The sequence below is a fragment of the Rathayibacter sp. AY1B7 genome, assembly GCF_002932735.1.
In the GTDB taxonomy this organism is placed as follows: Bacteria; Actinomycetota; Actinomycetes; order Actinomycetales; family Microbacteriaceae; genus Rathayibacter.
This window is the reverse complement of record NZ_PSWK01000003.1, coordinates 55843-69509: the sequence shown is the minus strand read 5'-3', so window position 1 is coordinate 69509 and position 13667 is coordinate 55843. Positions and strand designations below refer to the sequence as shown.

The window sequence follows — 13667 nt, the reverse complement described above, 5'->3', positions numbered from 1 at the left end:
GTCCTGTCAGCGGCGGAGGAGGCGGAGGCGGAGTGCGGAGGAATGGTGGTCCCTTTTCGTCGGTCGAGCCGTCGTCGTGCCCGTCGAGGCTATCAGCCGGCCCCGCACGGGGGACGGCGGGTCAGCCCTGCACGAGGGCGAGGGCGAGCGTCGCTCCGCCCACCGTCGGGACGACCGCGACGAGTCCGAGGAGCGCGTACTGGCGCCACGAGACGTGCACGCCCAGCGCGGTCAGCCTCTGGTGCCAGAGCAGGGTGGCGAGCGAGGCCCACGGGGTGATCAGCGGTCCGGCGTTCACGCCGATCAGCAGGGCGATCAGTCGGAGCGGATCCGCCGCGACGGGCTCGAGGGCGAGGTAGGCGGGCAGGTTGTCGACCAGGTTGGAGGCGACCGCGCCGGAGCCGGCGAGGCGCAGCAGGTCGAGCGTCCCGCTCCCCTCCCCCGCGACCACGGCGAGCGCCGCGCCCAGCCCGAGCTGGTGCGCCGCCTCCATCGCCACGAAGAGGCCCGCCGCGAAGACGACGAGCTGCCACGGCAGGAGGGCGGGCGTGAGCGCCGCGGGACGGCGCACCGCGAAGAGGACGATCAGCGCGACCGCGGCGACCGTCGCCGGGATCCACACCTCGAGGCCCGAGACGAGCGCCGGCAGGAGCAGCGCCACGACGATCCCCGCGCCGACCAGCAGCACCCGGTCCTCCACCGGCGTCCGCTCCCCCGGGGTGTAGCGCCCGGCCAGCTCGCGCCGGTAGCGGATCGCGAGGATCAGCACGGGCACGACGGCCGCGACGAGCGCGGGCACCGCGGTCAGCGCGGCGAAGGCGAAGGGGCCCTCGACCCCCAGGCGCCGCTGCGCGAGCAGGTTGGTGAGGTTCGAGACGGGGAGGAGGAGGGAGGCGCAGTTCGCCAGCCAGACCGTGGCCATCGCGAACGGCAGGGGCGGGACGCGCACGTGCGCCGCGAGCAGGACCACGACCGGGGTCAGGAGCACGGCGGTCGTGTCGAGCGAGAGGAACACCGTGCTGACGACGGCCATCGCCACCACCAGCAGCCAGAGCACCGCGGTCCGCCCGCGGCCCCACTCGGCGGAGCGCTCGGCGACCACGGTGAAGACGCCGGCCTCGGAGGCCAGCTCGGCGACCACGGTCACCGCGACCACGAAGCCGAGGATCGGCGCCGTCCGCTCGACCAGCTCGCCCAGCGCGTCCATCGGGAGGACCCCCGTGACGACGGCCACCGCCCCGACGACGAGCAGCACCGCCCCGATCACAGCCGTGCGCATGTCGTTCCCGTTCTCCTCGGCGTGCCCCGGCTCGAGGATTCGGGTCCCGGCGGCGGTCCACCGTAGCGGGACAACCCCTCGGTGCTGTCAAGCGTTCCTCTGAGAGCTTTCGCACCCGCTAGCGTCGGGGTGAACACGGGAGGCACACGCATGCGCAAGTTCATCCTCAACTCCAGCGTCATCAGCGCGATCGTCGGCGGCTGGTCGATCCTGCAGACCACGCGCAAGGGCCCGCGCGACTGGCGCCTGGCCCTCCAGTGGGTCAGCTGGGCCATCTCGGTCACCGTCGCGCTGGGCTCCGTGTCCTACGACTCGAAGGAGATCGTCAAGGAGGAGCGCGGCAAGAAGGGCGACCGCTAGGCCCTCCTGACGCGCCGCCTCCCCGCGGGGCGGCGTGTCGGCCGGTCTCCCGACCCGGTGGCGGCGACACTGTCCTCAGTCGCTGCCGGCACGGGAAACGGGGTTCGTCATGAGGTTTCGTCTGAGGCGTCGCAAGGCGGCCCCCGAGGTCGTCGAGGCGGCCCCCGTCCTCACGCAGGACGAGCTCTTCGCCGTCGTCCACGAGCGGCTCGCGGCCTTCGTCGGATCCGAGGGCGCCTGGGTCGTCACGCGCCGCAGCCACGACGACCGCGACCCGATCTTCCACGGGATGCTCGCGCGCTCCCTCGCCCACGAGCTCTCCGCCGCCATCCAGGAGGAGCAGCTCCGCGCCGGCGCCGAGCGGACGTCGTCCCCGGTCACCGAGGCGATCCCCGCGATGCGCGCCTCCACTCCCCCGGTGGAGCCGGCCGCCCTCACCTGGGAGCCGAAGCCGATCGCCGTCTGGGCGGAGCCGGCCCCCGCCGACGTCGCCGTCGACACCCCCGTCGCGACCCGCTCCTGACCCGAGCGGTCGGCCGGCGGGCTCGCCCTCCGGCCGACCCGACGAGCGACGTCGCCCTTCCCCGCTGATCGAGGAGGCGGCGCGGCCGCCGTCTCGAGATCCCCCGCGGCCGCCCCTCCCCCGGCCGCCCGTCAGAGCGTCGGCCAGCTCCCGGGTCCCTCGCTGCCCGCCGGGTACTCGTCGAGCGGCACCCGGTCCGCGTGCCAGGCGTCGATCGCGGGCTGCACGATGCGCCAGCACTCCTCGGCGGCGTCCCCGCGGACCGAGAGCGACGGGTCGTCGTCGAGGATCCCCGAGATGACCTCGCCGTACGCCAGCAGCTCGCCCGCGCCGAAGGTCGCCTCCAGCGAGGCGCGCTCGAGCGTGTACGGGTCGCCGGGGCCGTTGATGTTCAGCTCGAGCGACATCTGGTCGGGCGCGAGGAACAGCCGCAGCACGGACGGCGCCTCGGTGCCCACGAAGCCGCGGGGCAGGTGCGGCACCGGCTTGAAGCGGATGACCACTTCGCGCCGCCGCTCCCCGAGCGCCTTGCCGGAGCGGAGGGTGAACGGCACGCCGGCCCAGCGCCAGGTGTCGATCTCGACGACCAGCTCGGCCAGCGTCTCGGTCCGGCGAGCGGGGTCCACGCCCTTCTCGTCCGCGTAGGCGGGCAGCTCGCGCCCGTCGATCGTCCCCGCCGTGTAGCGGGCGCGGCGCGAGCTCGCGGCGGGGTCGTCGCCGTGCAGGCGGGTGGCGCGCAGGACGATCGACTTCGCGTCCCGGAGGTCGGCCGCGTCGAGCGAGGACGGCGGCTCCATCGCGATCACCGCGAGGACCTGCAGCAGGTGGCTCTGGATCATGTCGGTCAGCGCGCCCGCGCCGTCGTAGTAGCTCGCCCGCCCCTCGAGGGCCAGCTGCTCGTCGTAGACGATCTCGACGCTCTCGATGTGCTCGGCCGACCACAGCGGCTCGAGGATCCGGTTCGCGAAGCGCAGGCCGAGCACGTTCATCACGGTCGCGCGGCCGAGGAAGTGGTCGACGCGGTGGATGCGGTCCTCGGGGACCAGCGCGGCGAGACGCTGGTTGAGGGCGTGCGCGCTCGCCTCGTCGGTCCCGAACGGCTTCTCCAACGCCAGCACGGTGCCCTCCGGCAGGTCGTGGGCGGCGAGCGCCTCGCAGGCCTTCGCCGCGATCGCCGGCGGGAGGGCGAAGTAGACCGCCACCGGACCGGCGCAGCTCGCGAGCAGTGCGGCGAGCGCCTCCGGATCGGTGACGTCGACCTGCTGGTAGCGCGTGCCGGAGGTGAGCGCGTCCACGCCCTCGCCCTGCGCCTCGACGGTGGCGAAGGAGGCGGTCAGCACCTCGTGCCAGTGCTCCTGGGTCCAGTCCTCGCGTCCTGCGCCGACGAGGTGGACCCGCCGGTCGGTCTCGCGGGTCAGCAGCTGGCCGACGGCGGGGAGGAGGAGCCGCGAGGACAGGTCCCCCGTCGCTCCGAGGATGAGCAGGGTCGAGACGGTCTGTGCCATGCGGCTCACCCTACGGCGGCGCTGAAGAGCCCCGCTCCGCCTTGACTGGGAGGCCACAGCCGCACCTGAGAGGATCGCCGCATGGTCTCCCCGATCGAGGGCTACGCCGTCCTCTCCGACTGCCGCACGGCCGCTCTCGTCTCCCGCGACGGGGGGATCGACTGGCTGTGCCTGCCGCGCTTCGACTCCGCCTCCGTCTTCGGCGCCCTCCTCGGCGGCGACGACCAGGGGCGCTGGTCGCTGCGGCCGGTGGACGGGGAGGCGACGAGCGAGCGCCACTACCTCGGCGACACGCTCGCGCTGGTCACCCGGTGGACGACTCCCACCGGCGTCGTCGAGGTGGTCGACGTGATGCCGCTGCGCGACGAGCGCGCCGAGCTGGTGCGCCGGGTGCGCGGAGTGTCGGGGACCGTCCGGATGCGGCAGGAGCTGCGCATCCGCTTCGACTACGCCCGCACCATGCCGTGGGTGCGGCAGGAGGGGACGGACGAGGATCCGCTGCTCGTCGCCGTCGCCGGGCCCGACGCGGTCGTGGTGCGCGGAGTGCGGTTGAAGGCCGTCGACCACGCCCACGCGGCGGAGTTCGACGTCGACGCGGACGCGGTCGTCGACCTCTCGATGGCGTGGTTCCCCTCGCACCAGCGGGCGCCGAAGCGCCTCGACGTCGACCGCGCGCTGGAGCGCACGCTCTCCTGGTGGTCCGAGTGGGCGTCGGCGATCGACTACGACGGGCCGCACCGCGACGCCGTCGTCCGCTCGCTGCTGACCCTCCGCGCCCTGACCGACGACGAGACCGGCGGCATCGTCGCGGCGGCGACCACCTCGCTCCCGGAGCAGTTCGGCGGCGCCCGCAACTGGGACTACCGCTACGTCTGGCTCCGCGACGCCTCGCTCACCCTGCAGGCCCTGCTCGCGCACGGGTTCGAGCAGGAGGCGCAGAAGTGGCGGGCCTGGCTGCTCCGCGCGGTCGCGGGCGCGCCGGAGGACGTGCAGATCATGTACGGCCTCGCCGGCGAGCGCGACCTGCCCGAGCGGGAGATGCCGAGCCTGCCCGGCTACGACGGCGCCTCCCCCGTGCGGATCGGGAACGCCGCCGTCGACCAGTACCAGGCGGACGTGATCGGCGAGGTGATGGTCGCTCTGCACGAGGCCCGCGTGGCCGGAGTGGACGAGACGGAGTTCTCCTGGCCGCTCCAGCGCGCGCTCCTGGGCTTCGTCGAGACCAACTGGCAGCGGCCGGACAACGGCATCTGGGAGATCCGGGGCGAGCCGCGGCACTTCACGCACTCGCGGGTCATGATCTGGGCCGCGCTCGATCGGGGCGTCCGCGCCGTGCGCGAGAACGGCCTGCCCGGTCCGGTCGAGACCTGGGAGCGCCTCCGCGACGAGGTGCGCGCCGAGATCGAGGCCCAGGGCTTCGACGCCGAGCGCGGCCACTTCGTGCAGTCCTACGGCTCGCCCGAGGTCGACGCGTCGCTCCTCGTGCTGCCGATGGTCGGCTTCGTCCCCGCCGACGACCCGCGGATGCTGGGCACCGTCGCCGAGCTGGAGCGCGTGCTCCTGCAGGACGGCCTGCTGCACCGCTACCGGACCGAGTCCTCGGTCGACGGCCTCGCCGGCGGCGAGCACCCGTTCCTCGCCTGCTCCTTCTGGCTCGTCCGGCAGTACGCCGACTCCGGCCGGATCGACGACGCGCGGACCCTGATGGACCGGCTCGTCGGGCTCTGCAACGACGTGGGCCTCCTCTCGGAGGAGTACGACGTCGAGGGCCGCCGGCACGCGGGGAACACTCCCCAGGCCCTCTCCCACCTCGCCCTGGTGCAGGCGGCCGACGCGATCGCGGCAGCCCGATGAGGCGCCGCCGCGTCGTTCTCGCGAGCATCGGCGGAGTCCTCGGAGTCGCGGTCCTCGGCTTCCTCACATGGAGCTCGATCGTCAGCGGCCCCGACGAGGACGCCCTCGCCCGCGTGCGCGCCGATCCGGCGATCGCGGTCGAGCGCACGGACGACGCGCTCGTGATGACGCCGACCTCGACCGGCGAGCTGGCCGGCACGGGCCTGGTCTTCATCCCCGGAGCGAAGGTCGACGCCTCCTCCTACGAGGCGACCCTGGCTCCGCTGGTCGACGCCGGGGCGACCGTCGTGATCACGCGGCCGATCCTGCACCTGGCCTTCTTCGATCTCCGCTCGCTCGAGACCTTCACCAGCCAGGCCGAGGGCGTCGACCGCTGGCTCGTCGGCGGCCACTCCCTCGGCGGCGTGAAGGCCTGCCAGTGGGCCGAGGACCCGGCCGTGGCGGGCCTGGTGCTGCTCGGCAGCTACTGCGCGAACGACCTCTCGGGCTCCGGGCTCCCCGTCCTCAGTGTCAGCGGATCGGAGGACGGGCTCAGCACGCCGGAGAAGGTCGCCGACGCGAGCGTCCGGCTGCCCTCCTCCGCCGACCTCGTCGAGATCGACGGCGCCAACCACGCCCACTTCGGCTGGTACGGGCCGCAGGCGGGCGACGGCGAGGCGACCATCAGCCACGAGGAGGCGGACGCCCGCATCGCCGAGGCCCTCCTGGGCTTCAGCCGCGAGGTCGGCTGAGTCGCCCGCTCCCGCTTGACCTCGAGCGCACTCGAAGTCGTAGGTTGACGCCATGTCCACCGCCACCGCCGCCCCGGCCGAGCCGGAGGTGCTGTCGATCTCGCAGGTCGCCGCCGTCACCGGTCTCACCGTGCACACCCTGCGCTACTACGAGCGCGCCGGGCTCATGCTCGACCCGGTCGAGCGCGCCTCGTCGCAGCACCGCCGCTACCGGCCGGCCGACGTCGGCTGGGTCGACTTCCTCACCAAGCTCCGCGCGACCGGGATGCCGATCGCGCGGATCCGCGAGTACGCCCGGCTCCTCCGGATCGGGCCCGCCACGGAGCCGGAGCGCCTCGCGCTGCTCCGGACGCACCGCGAGGAGGTCGAGGCGCAGCTCGCCCGGACACACGCCAGCCTCGCCGCGATCGACATCAAGATCGCGGCGTACCAGGAGAGGACCACCCACTGATGAAGACGATCACCCTCGGATCCGACGTCGCCGCCCTCGAGGTCTCGCGCCTCGGTCTCGGCGCGATGGGCATGTCGGCGTTCTACACCGGCGCCGGCACCGACGACGCGGAGTCGATCCGCACCGTGCACCGCGCCCTCGAGCTCGGCGTCACGTTCCTCGACACCGCCGAGATCTACGGCCCGTACACCAACGAGGAGCTGCTCGGCCGCGCGCTGGCAGGCCGCCGCGACGAGGTGGTGCTGGCGAGCAAGTTCGGCATGATCCGCCACCGCGGCGACGGGGGCCGCGGACTCGACGGCTCCCCGGAGAACCTGCGGCTCGCCGTCGAGGGCTCGCTCGCGCGCCTCGGCACCGACCGCATCGACCTCTACTACCAGCACCGCATGGACCCGGGCGTCCCGGTCGAGGAGACCGCCGGGGCCTTCGCGGAGCTGATCCAGGAGGGCAAGCTCCGCGGCTACGGCCTCTCGGAGGCGGCGCCAGCGACGATCCGGCGCGCTCACGCCGTGCACCCGGTCACCGCTGTGCAGTCCGAGTACTCGCTCTGGACCCGCGACCCCGAGGCGGAGGTGCTGCCGGTCCTCCGCGAGCTCGGCATCGGCTTCGTCCCGTACTCGCCGCTGGGCCGCGGCTTCCTCACGGGCAGCATCCGCTCGGTCGCCGAGCTGGGCAGCGACGACTTCCGCCGCGACAACCCCCGCTTCGCCGACGGAGCGCTGGAGGCGAACCTCCGCATCGTGGAGGCCGTCGACCGTGTGGCGGCAGAGGCGGACGCGACCGCCGCGCAGGTGGCGCTCGCCTGGCTGCTCGCCCAGGGCGAGGACATCGCTCCGATCCCGGGCACCAAGCGCGTCTCGCGCATCGAGGAGAACGCCGCCGCGGACGCCCTCGTGCTGACCGCGGAGCAGCTCGACGTCCTCGGCTCGCTCGAGGCCCCCGTCGGCGACCGCTACGCCGACATGAGCTCCGTGAACCGCTGACCGCCCTGCGGACGCCGCTCGCCGCGCGCACCCCGGGTGCGGCCGTGCGAGCGGCGTCCTCGCAGGAGTCAGTCCCGCGGCGGCAGCTCCCGCTTCGGGGTGTCCCGCTTCGGGGTGTCCCGCAGGTCGATGAGACCTGTGAACATCGCCCCCCGCTCGTTCGAGCGCTCGTCGCCCGAGAACAGGTTGTCCGGGGCGGAGGACCCGTGCCGGCGCGGGGTCGCGGCGGGAGCGGGCTCCCGCTCCATCTCGACGCGCTGACGCGGGAGGGCGACGGGGTCGTTCTCGTGCAGCCACGAGACGAGCCGCTCGCGCACGTAGCAGCGCAGGTCGAAGAGCGTCGGCGCGTCCTTCGCAGTGACGAGCACCCGGATCCGGACGAAGCCGCCCGTCGCGTCGGTCACCTGCAGCACGCTGGTGCGCCGATCCCAGAGGTCGGTCTCCTCGAGCATGCGGTGCAGCTCCTCGCGCATCTGCTCGGGGCTGACCCGCCAGTCCAGGTCGAGCTCGACGGCGCCGAGCAGCTCGGACCCGGTGCGGGTCCAGTTCTGGAACGGCTGGGTCGTGAAGTAGTTCGTGGGCAGCACCAGGCGGCGGTCGTCCCAGAGGTGGACGACGACGTAGGTCAGCGTGATCTCCTCGATCCGCCCCCACTCGGTCTCGACGATCACCACGTCGTCCAGGCGGATGGCGTCGCTGAAGGCGAGCTGCATCCCGGCGAAGATGTTCGTGAGGCTCGACTGCGCGGCCAGGCCCGCCACGATCGAGAGCACGCCGGCCGAGGCCAGGAGGCTCGCACCGGCCGTGCGGGCCTCGGGGAAGGTCAGCAGCGAGGCGCCGATCGCGATGACCACGACGGCCGCCACGGCGACCCTCCGGATGATCGTCATCTGCGTGCGGAGGCGGCGTGCCCGGCGGTTGTCGGCCGTGTCGGTCCGGTAGCGCTCGGCGCCCAGGTCCTCGAGGAACACGAACAGGGATCCGATCACCCACGCCGCCGCGCCGATCGTGGCGATCTGGAACACCCGCTGCACGAGACCCGGCCAGGGGTCGCCCGACACGGTGGCGGCGAGCGCGGCCCAGACCGCGATGGTCATCAGCAGCACGCGGAACGGGATGCGCAGACGCCGGATCAGCAGGCGCGCCCAGGTCTTGCGCTTGCCGACCGAGCGCAGCACGAGGGCGACGACGGCGGTCGCGACCACGGCGATCACGACCGCGATCACCACGGCGAGCGCGATCGAGCCGATCACGGGGAGGACGTCTTCGGGCACATCGGTCCTTTCTGGAGGGGAAACGGAAGCGAACGGAGATCCTGCCACGCGAACGGGGGTCGGTCCGCATTCTGCGCCGGACACCGTGCGGATGCTCAGGCGCCTGTTGGCGTCGGCGGACGGAGACGTCGACCTCGCCTGGAGCACCGTCGCCCGGGCCTTCACGCGGACGGGCATCACCCTGAGCCTGACCGCCGCCGCAGACGACCAGGGCCAGGCCTCCGACGCGCTCGACGTCGGGATCGGCTCCACGAGCGTCGGCTTCCGCGGAGTCCTGCCGCTGCTCGACCCGTCGACCGCCGCACCCTCCAGCGAGTGAGCACGGGCCGGCGCTCCCCCCGCGGGCGCTCCGAGGAGGTCGGGAACGGACTCGGTCCGGGAACGACGAAGCCCCGCACCTCACGAGGAGGTGCGGGGCTGGTGGTGCACCCCCTCGGACTTGAACCGAGAACCCACTGATTAAGAGTCAGTTGCTCTGCCGATTGAGCTAGAGGTGCGTTCCGGCCGGCTGATCGTGCTTGCCGAACCGAGGGATCACATTACCAGCGTCTCCCCCCGTCTCGTCAAATCGAGTGCGACGGAAAGCCCGCGGCAGCGATCGGAGGCTCCGCGGGACCCACCGGTATCGTGGTCGCGTGACCCCGCAGAGCAGTGACCAGAGCTTCGACGACGACCTCCGACTCGCCCTCCGCCTGGCGGACGCGGCCGATGCGATCTCGCGGGAGCGGTTCGGCGCGCTCGACCTCGTCGTGGACACGAAGCTCGACCGCACCCCGGTCACCGACGCCGACCGCGCCGTCGAGGAGGCGATCCGCGCGCTGCTCGCCGCCGAGCGTCCGGACGACGCGATCCTCGGCGAGGAGTTCGGCACCTCGGGCGAGGCCTCGCGGCAGTGGATCCTCGACCCGATCGACGGCACCGCCCACTTCCTCCGCGGCGTCCCGATCTGGGCGACCCTGATCGCGCTCGCGGTCGACGGCGTCCCCGTCGTCGGAGTCGTCTCCGCTCCCGCTCTCGGCACGCGCTGGTGGGCGGCCGAGGGCTCCGGCGCCTGGGCCGTCGAGCTGGAGGCCGGGGCCGAGCCGCGACCGCTGCGCGTCTCGGGGATCGACACGCTCGCCTCGGCGACCTTCAGCTACAACAGCATCCAGCAGTGGGAGGGCGCGGGCCGTCTCCCGCAGCTGCTCGAGCTCGCCGGCGCCGTCTGGCGCGACCGGGCGTACGGGGACGCGTGGCCCTACATGCTCGTCGCCGAGGGCCTCCTCGACGGTGCGGGCGAGTTCGATGTGAAGCCCTACGACCTGGCGGCCCTGGTGCCGATCGTGCAGGAGGCGGGCGGCCGCTTCACCTCCGCCGACGGGGAGGACGGGCCGTGGCACGGCAGCGCCGTCGCCACCAACGGCCTGCTGCACGACGAGGTGCTCGCGATCGTGGCGCCGCGATGAGGAGCCGGACGGCCGCGCTCGCCTCGGCGGCGCTCCTCCTGCTCCTCTCGGGCTGCTCCTCCGTCGTCGGGCCGGACGGCCCGGAGGCCGTGCGTGACGAGGGCGGCACGGTGGCGACCGCCGGCGTCACCGACGTGTTCTCGCTGCGGCGCGGCGACTGCCTGGCCGACCCGGGCGACGACCGCATCGCCGACGTGGACGTCGTTCCCTGCGCCGAGGAGCACGAACTGGAGGTCTTCCACACGTTCGCGCAGCCCGGAGACCGCTACACCAGCCGCAACACGCTGCTCGCCCAGGCCGAGGCGGGCTGCGAGCCGGAGTTCGGCGCCGTGATGGGGATCGCCTACGGCGACTCCGCCCTCGAGTACCGCTCGCTCGTCCCCTCCGAGGTCGGCTGGCGCCACGGGGACCGCACGATCGTCTGCGCGGTCCTCGATCCGGCCGACGACTCCACCACCGGCAGCCTCTTCGGCTCCGCTCGCTGACCACGGCTCCGATCGACCCCCGTTCGGCTCATTGACACGCGCTCCGGCGGAGCGCAGGGTGAAGGGACGACCGGCAGGCGCGAGGGGGCGCGGAGACCGGCGGCTCAGGAGTCGACATGCAGGACCGGCACGATCAGGAACCCCCCGAGCGCTCGCGCACGGCCGAGCAGCACTGGGGACCGGCGGACAGCCTGTTCCCGAGGCTCCACCGGCAGAGCTCCCTGCTCGCCGCGGCGGAGGCGGTCGCGCAGGTCGACGGGCCCGGCCCGGGCGACGTCTGGTCGCGGCTCCTGCACGACTACGCCCACGCCTCCGACCGCGTCGTCTCGGTGGACGGCGACGCCGAGGCCGCCACGCTCGGCTGGCTGAAGCCGCGCGGGGTGGTCTCGCTGCTGGTCACCGAGCGGTGCGACGACGACGCCGCCGCCGAGCACCTGGTGGCCGCGCTCGCCGCGATGAACGCCGTGACCCTCTCCGTGCACGAGGCGCGAGCAGTACGCCTCCGTCCTCTGCTGGAGGTGCTGCACCGGCTCCTGCCCGACGCGTTCGCCGAGCTGCCGGTGGACCGCAGCGCCCACTACCCGGCCGGCACCGCCGTCGCCGTGCTGGCGCCGGGCGTGCTCTACCGGGACTGGGCCCCGCCGCAGGCTCTCGCCGGCCCGGCGCACGACGACGACGACCGGCTGGCGATGCTCACCCTCTACGGGCGGATCAGACAGCTCGACGTGCGCCCGTCGTGAGGGCGGCGGAGCGGAGCTCCCAGTGTGCGACGACGACCGGTGGTGGAGATGGGGGGAATCGAACCCCCGTCCATCGCTGTGATTCTGCGCCTTCTACGGGTGTAGCCGATGAGAGCGTTCTGCTCGGCCCCGACCGTTACCATCGGCGCATCGGTCGACGGGCCCAGCCCGAGTGCAAGTCCCGCGTCGCCCTCAGGCGTAACGACGCAGCAAGTCCTCTAGATGACGCCAGGATCCGGGGCGAGGACGCACCCACGGGCTGACGGACTATCTACTCTGGCTTAGGCAGCGAGAGCGAAGTCGGTGCGCTTCTGTTCGGCACCTGTGTTTTCCAGGGATCGTTGACGAGATGACCCTGGATCCTCGACCCGCTTCTCGCAGTTTCGCAGGCAATGTCGAAACCGATCATCCCCGCGAGCACCCGACGGCCCGGAGGCCGCTGGAGTGGGTCGTTCGTCGCACACTGTGGAGTTACGGGTCCTAGTCTACCTCAGCTCCGCGGGCGGTCACCCGGCGGCGGCGCAGATCGAGCAGACCCAGCACGAGCGCGAGCGCGATCAGCCCGAGGGTGACGAAGTAGCCGTTGCGGAAGGCGTCGTGGTAGCGGTCCAGCCCCTCCGCCATCCCCTGCTCGCTCGCCAGCGTCGCGAAGAAGACGGCGGAGGCGCAGGCGGTGCCGACCGCGGTGCCCACGCGCTGGCCGAGCTGGCCCACGGAGCCCGCCACGCCGCCCTGCGCCGGCGGGATCTCGGCGAGGGTGAGCGTCTGGTTCGGCGACACGACGAAGCCGCCGCCGGCCCCGGCGACGAGCATCGCGGCACCCATGCCGTAGGCCGCGGTCTCGGCCGGGAGGAGCTCGGCGGCGAGCAGCACGAGCGTGAAGCCGATGACCACGAGCACGATGCCGAGCACCACCAGTGCGCGGCCGTAGCGCTGCACGAGCTTGCCGCCGTACCAGGCTGTCACCGCCGAGGTCAGCGCGAACGGGATGCTCACCATGCCGGCGAACACCGGCTCGAGGCCGAGCCCCTGCTGGAGGAAGAGCGTGGTGAGGAGGAAGGTCGCCGGGATCGCGGCGAAGTAGGAGGTCGCGACCAGGATGCCGTTGCGGTAGGAGCTGGTCCGGAAGATGCGGAAGTCGATGACGGGCGTCCGCCCCGACGCGGCGTAGTGCGCCTCCCAGCGCACGAAGACGGCGGCGGCGGCCGCGGCGAGGACCAGCCAGAACCAGCGGTAGGGCGAGTCCGAGGAGGAGCCCGTGGTCAGCAGGAACGGCAGCATGAACGCGAAGATCGCGACCGCCAGCAGGAGCAGGCCGACCGGGTCGAGGGACCGGTCTCCCTCGGGCCGCGAGCGCTTCTTCGGGATGAGCTTCCAGGCGAAGACCAGCGCGGCGACGCCCAGCGGGATGTTCATCCAGAACAGCAGGCGCCAGCCGTCCTGCTCGCCGCCGATCGCGATCAGGAGGCCGCCGAGGGTCGGGCCGAAGGCGGTCGACAGGCCGATGGTCGCGCCGAAGACCCCGAAGGCCCGGGCCCGCTCGGCGCCGGTGAACATCTGCTGCACCAGCCCGAGGACCTGGGGCATCTGGATGCCCGCGGCGACGCCCTGCAGGAAGCGCGCGACGACGAGCAGCTCGATCGACGGCGCGAGCGCGCAGAGCAGGCTCGTCACCGTGAACGCGGTCAGCCCGATGAGGAACAGCAGGCGGCGCGAGCGGATGTCGCCCAGCCGACCGGCCGGCACGAGCGCCAGTCCGAAGGCGAGCGCGTAGCCCGCGACGATCAGCTGCAGCTGGCTCGCGTCCGCTCCGAGCGAGCGCTCGATCGACGGCAGGCCGACGTTGACCTTCGAGAGGTCGAGGATCGTGATGGCCGCGACTCCGACGCTCACCGCGAAGGCGCGCCACCGCGTCTTCTCGTCGGCGGCGCTCAGGGCGGCGGGGGCGCTGTTCTCGGGGGAGGTCACGCGCCCCAGTCTCCCAAAGCACGGGGCGCGAAGAAGAGGCTTGCGCGGCACCCGTCGGACATTGCCCGC

14 protein-coding genes, 1 tRNA gene and 1 other RNA gene are annotated in these 13667 nt (G+C 73.1%); 10 read left to right on the top strand and 6 right to left on the bottom strand.

The window, feature by feature from the left end; all coding sequences use genetic code 11:
• Positions 1–121: 121 nt before the first annotated feature.
• Positions 122–1279: an SLC13 family permease gene (locus tag C5C95_RS02700; protein ID WP_104323739.1), complete on the bottom strand. Its 1158-nt coding sequence runs from the start codon at positions 1277–1279 to the stop codon at positions 122–124.
• Between the two features lie 150 nt (positions 1280–1429).
• On the opposite strand from C5C95_RS02700, the gene C5C95_RS02695 reads away from it, so the two are divergent.
• Both C5C95_RS02695 and C5C95_RS02690 read left to right on the top strand, forming a co-directional pair.
• On the top strand, positions 1430–1639 hold the full coding sequence (locus C5C95_RS02695) for a hypothetical protein (RefSeq protein WP_104323738.1): 210 nt from the start codon (positions 1430–1432) through the stop codon (positions 1637–1639).
• Between the two features lie 109 nt (positions 1640–1748).
• Positions 1749–2162, top strand: a complete 414-nt coding sequence (locus C5C95_RS02690; protein ID WP_104268711.1) for a hypothetical protein — start codon at positions 1749–1751, stop codon at positions 2160–2162.
• 131 nt (positions 2163–2293) lie between these two features.
• On the opposite strand, the gene C5C95_RS02685 is transcribed toward C5C95_RS02690, so the two are convergent.
• Entirely contained in the window at positions 2294–3667 is a 1374-nt protein-coding gene (locus C5C95_RS02685) for a glucose-6-phosphate dehydrogenase (RefSeq protein WP_181065465.1), read from the bottom strand.
• Positions 3668–3748: 81 nt separating this feature from the next.
• On the opposite strand from C5C95_RS02685, the gene C5C95_RS02680 reads away from it, so the two are divergent.
• From C5C95_RS02680 to C5C95_RS02665, 4 genes are read left to right on the top strand one after another with little or no spacing between them, the layout of a single operon-like run.
• A complete protein-coding gene (locus tag C5C95_RS02680) occupies positions 3749–5521 on the top strand; it encodes a glycoside hydrolase family 15 protein (RefSeq protein ID WP_104323737.1) in 1773 nt (590 codons plus the stop codon).
• Complete coding sequence (locus tag C5C95_RS02675) at positions 5518–6252, top strand: alpha/beta hydrolase (protein WP_104323736.1); 735 nt, start codon at positions 5518–5520, stop codon at positions 6250–6252. The genes C5C95_RS02680 and C5C95_RS02675 overlap by 4 nt, the downstream gene beginning before the upstream one ends.
• 52 nt (positions 6253–6304) lie before the next feature.
• A complete protein-coding gene (locus tag C5C95_RS02670) occupies positions 6305–6703 on the top strand; it encodes a MerR family transcriptional regulator (RefSeq protein WP_104223551.1) in 399 nt (132 codons plus the stop codon).
• Positions 6703–7686 carry an aldo/keto reductase gene (locus tag C5C95_RS02665; RefSeq protein ID WP_104223552.1) on the top strand — a complete coding sequence of 328 codons (984 nt, stop codon included), beginning with the start codon at positions 6703–6705 and terminating at the stop codon, positions 7684–7686. Before C5C95_RS02670 ends, C5C95_RS02665 begins: the two co-directional genes overlap by 1 nt.
• A gap of 68 nt (positions 7687–7754) precedes the next feature.
• Here C5C95_RS02665 and C5C95_RS02660 read toward each other — a convergent pair whose 3' ends face one another.
• Complete coding sequence (locus C5C95_RS02660) at positions 7755–8960, bottom strand: mechanosensitive ion channel family protein (RefSeq protein WP_258065409.1); 1206 nt, start codon at positions 8958–8960, stop codon at positions 7755–7757.
• Between the two features lie 91 nt (positions 8961–9051).
• On the opposite strand from C5C95_RS02660, the gene C5C95_RS17290 reads away from it, so the two are divergent.
• Positions 9052–9279, top strand: a complete 228-nt coding sequence (locus C5C95_RS17290; RefSeq protein WP_181028778.1) for a hypothetical protein — start codon at positions 9052–9054, stop codon at positions 9277–9279.
• A 102-nt stretch (positions 9280–9381) separates the two neighbouring features.
• Here C5C95_RS17290 and C5C95_RS02650 read toward each other — a convergent pair.
• Positions 9382–9457, bottom strand: a tRNA-Lys gene (locus tag C5C95_RS02650).
• 138 nt (positions 9458–9595) lie between these two features.
• Here C5C95_RS02650 and C5C95_RS02645 point away from each other — a divergent pair.
• The 3 genes from C5C95_RS02645 to C5C95_RS02635 all read left to right on the top strand — a co-directional run bounded on the left by C5C95_RS02645 (position 9596) and on the right by C5C95_RS02635 (position 11630).
• Positions 9596–10405, top strand: coding sequence for an inositol monophosphatase family protein (locus C5C95_RS02645; protein WP_104223554.1), 810 nt, complete (start codon positions 9596–9598; stop codon positions 10403–10405).
• Complete coding sequence (locus C5C95_RS02640) at positions 10402–10890, top strand: septum formation family protein (protein WP_104233204.1); 489 nt, start codon at positions 10402–10404, stop codon at positions 10888–10890. Before C5C95_RS02645 ends, C5C95_RS02640 begins: the two co-directional genes overlap by 4 nt.
• A gap of 116 nt (positions 10891–11006) precedes the next feature.
• A complete protein-coding gene (locus C5C95_RS02635) occupies positions 11007–11630 on the top strand; it encodes a hypothetical protein (RefSeq protein WP_104250136.1) in 624 nt (207 codons plus the stop codon).
• Between the two features lie 40 nt (positions 11631–11670).
• Here the strand turns inward: C5C95_RS02635 and ssrA are convergent.
• Positions 11671–12043: a transfer-messenger RNA gene (gene ssrA / locus C5C95_RS02630) on the bottom strand.
• Between the two features lie 67 nt (positions 12044–12110).
• Positions 12111–13598, bottom strand: coding sequence for an MFS transporter (locus C5C95_RS02625; RefSeq protein ID WP_104223557.1), 1488 nt, complete (start codon positions 13596–13598; stop codon positions 12111–12113).
• Positions 13599–13667: the final 69 nt, after the last annotated feature.

What these genes read in the sequence shown, in the direction of transcription:
- C5C95_RS02690 (WP_104268711.1), top strand. Translation starts at nt 1,749, where the DNA reads ATGAGGTTTCGTCTGAGGCGTCGCAAGGCGGCCCCCGAGGTCGTCGAG.
- C5C95_RS17290 (WP_181028778.1), top strand. Translation starts at nt 9,052, where the DNA reads ATGCTCAGGCGCCTGTTGGCGTCGGCGGACGGAGACGTCGACCTCGCC.
- C5C95_RS02680 (WP_104323737.1), top strand. Translation starts at nt 3,749, where the DNA reads ATGGTCTCCCCGATCGAGGGCTACGCCGTCCTCTCCGACTGCCGCACG.
- C5C95_RS02665 (WP_104223552.1), top strand. Translation starts at nt 6,703, where the DNA reads ATGAAGACGATCACCCTCGGATCCGACGTCGCCGCCCTCGAGGTCTCG.
- C5C95_RS02675 (WP_104323736.1), top strand. Translation starts at nt 5,518, where the DNA reads ATGAGGCGCCGCCGCGTCGTTCTCGCGAGCATCGGCGGAGTCCTCGGA.
- C5C95_RS02635 (WP_104250136.1), top strand. Translation starts at nt 11,007, where the DNA reads ATGCAGGACCGGCACGATCAGGAACCCCCCGAGCGCTCGCGCACGGCC.
- C5C95_RS02640 (WP_104233204.1), top strand. Translation starts at nt 10,402, where the DNA reads ATGAGGAGCCGGACGGCCGCGCTCGCCTCGGCGGCGCTCCTCCTGCTC.
- C5C95_RS02685 (WP_181065465.1), bottom strand. Translation starts at nt 3,667, where the DNA reads ATGGCACAGACCGTCTCGACCCTGCTCATCCTCGGAGCGACGGGGGAC.
- C5C95_RS02695 (WP_104323738.1), top strand. Translation starts at nt 1,430, where the DNA reads ATGCGCAAGTTCATCCTCAACTCCAGCGTCATCAGCGCGATCGTCGGC.
- C5C95_RS02700 (WP_104323739.1), bottom strand. Translation starts at nt 1,279, where the DNA reads ATGCGCACGGCTGTGATCGGGGCGGTGCTGCTCGTCGTCGGGGCGGTG.
- C5C95_RS02670 (WP_104223551.1), top strand. Translation starts at nt 6,305, where the DNA reads ATGTCCACCGCCACCGCCGCCCCGGCCGAGCCGGAGGTGCTGTCGATC.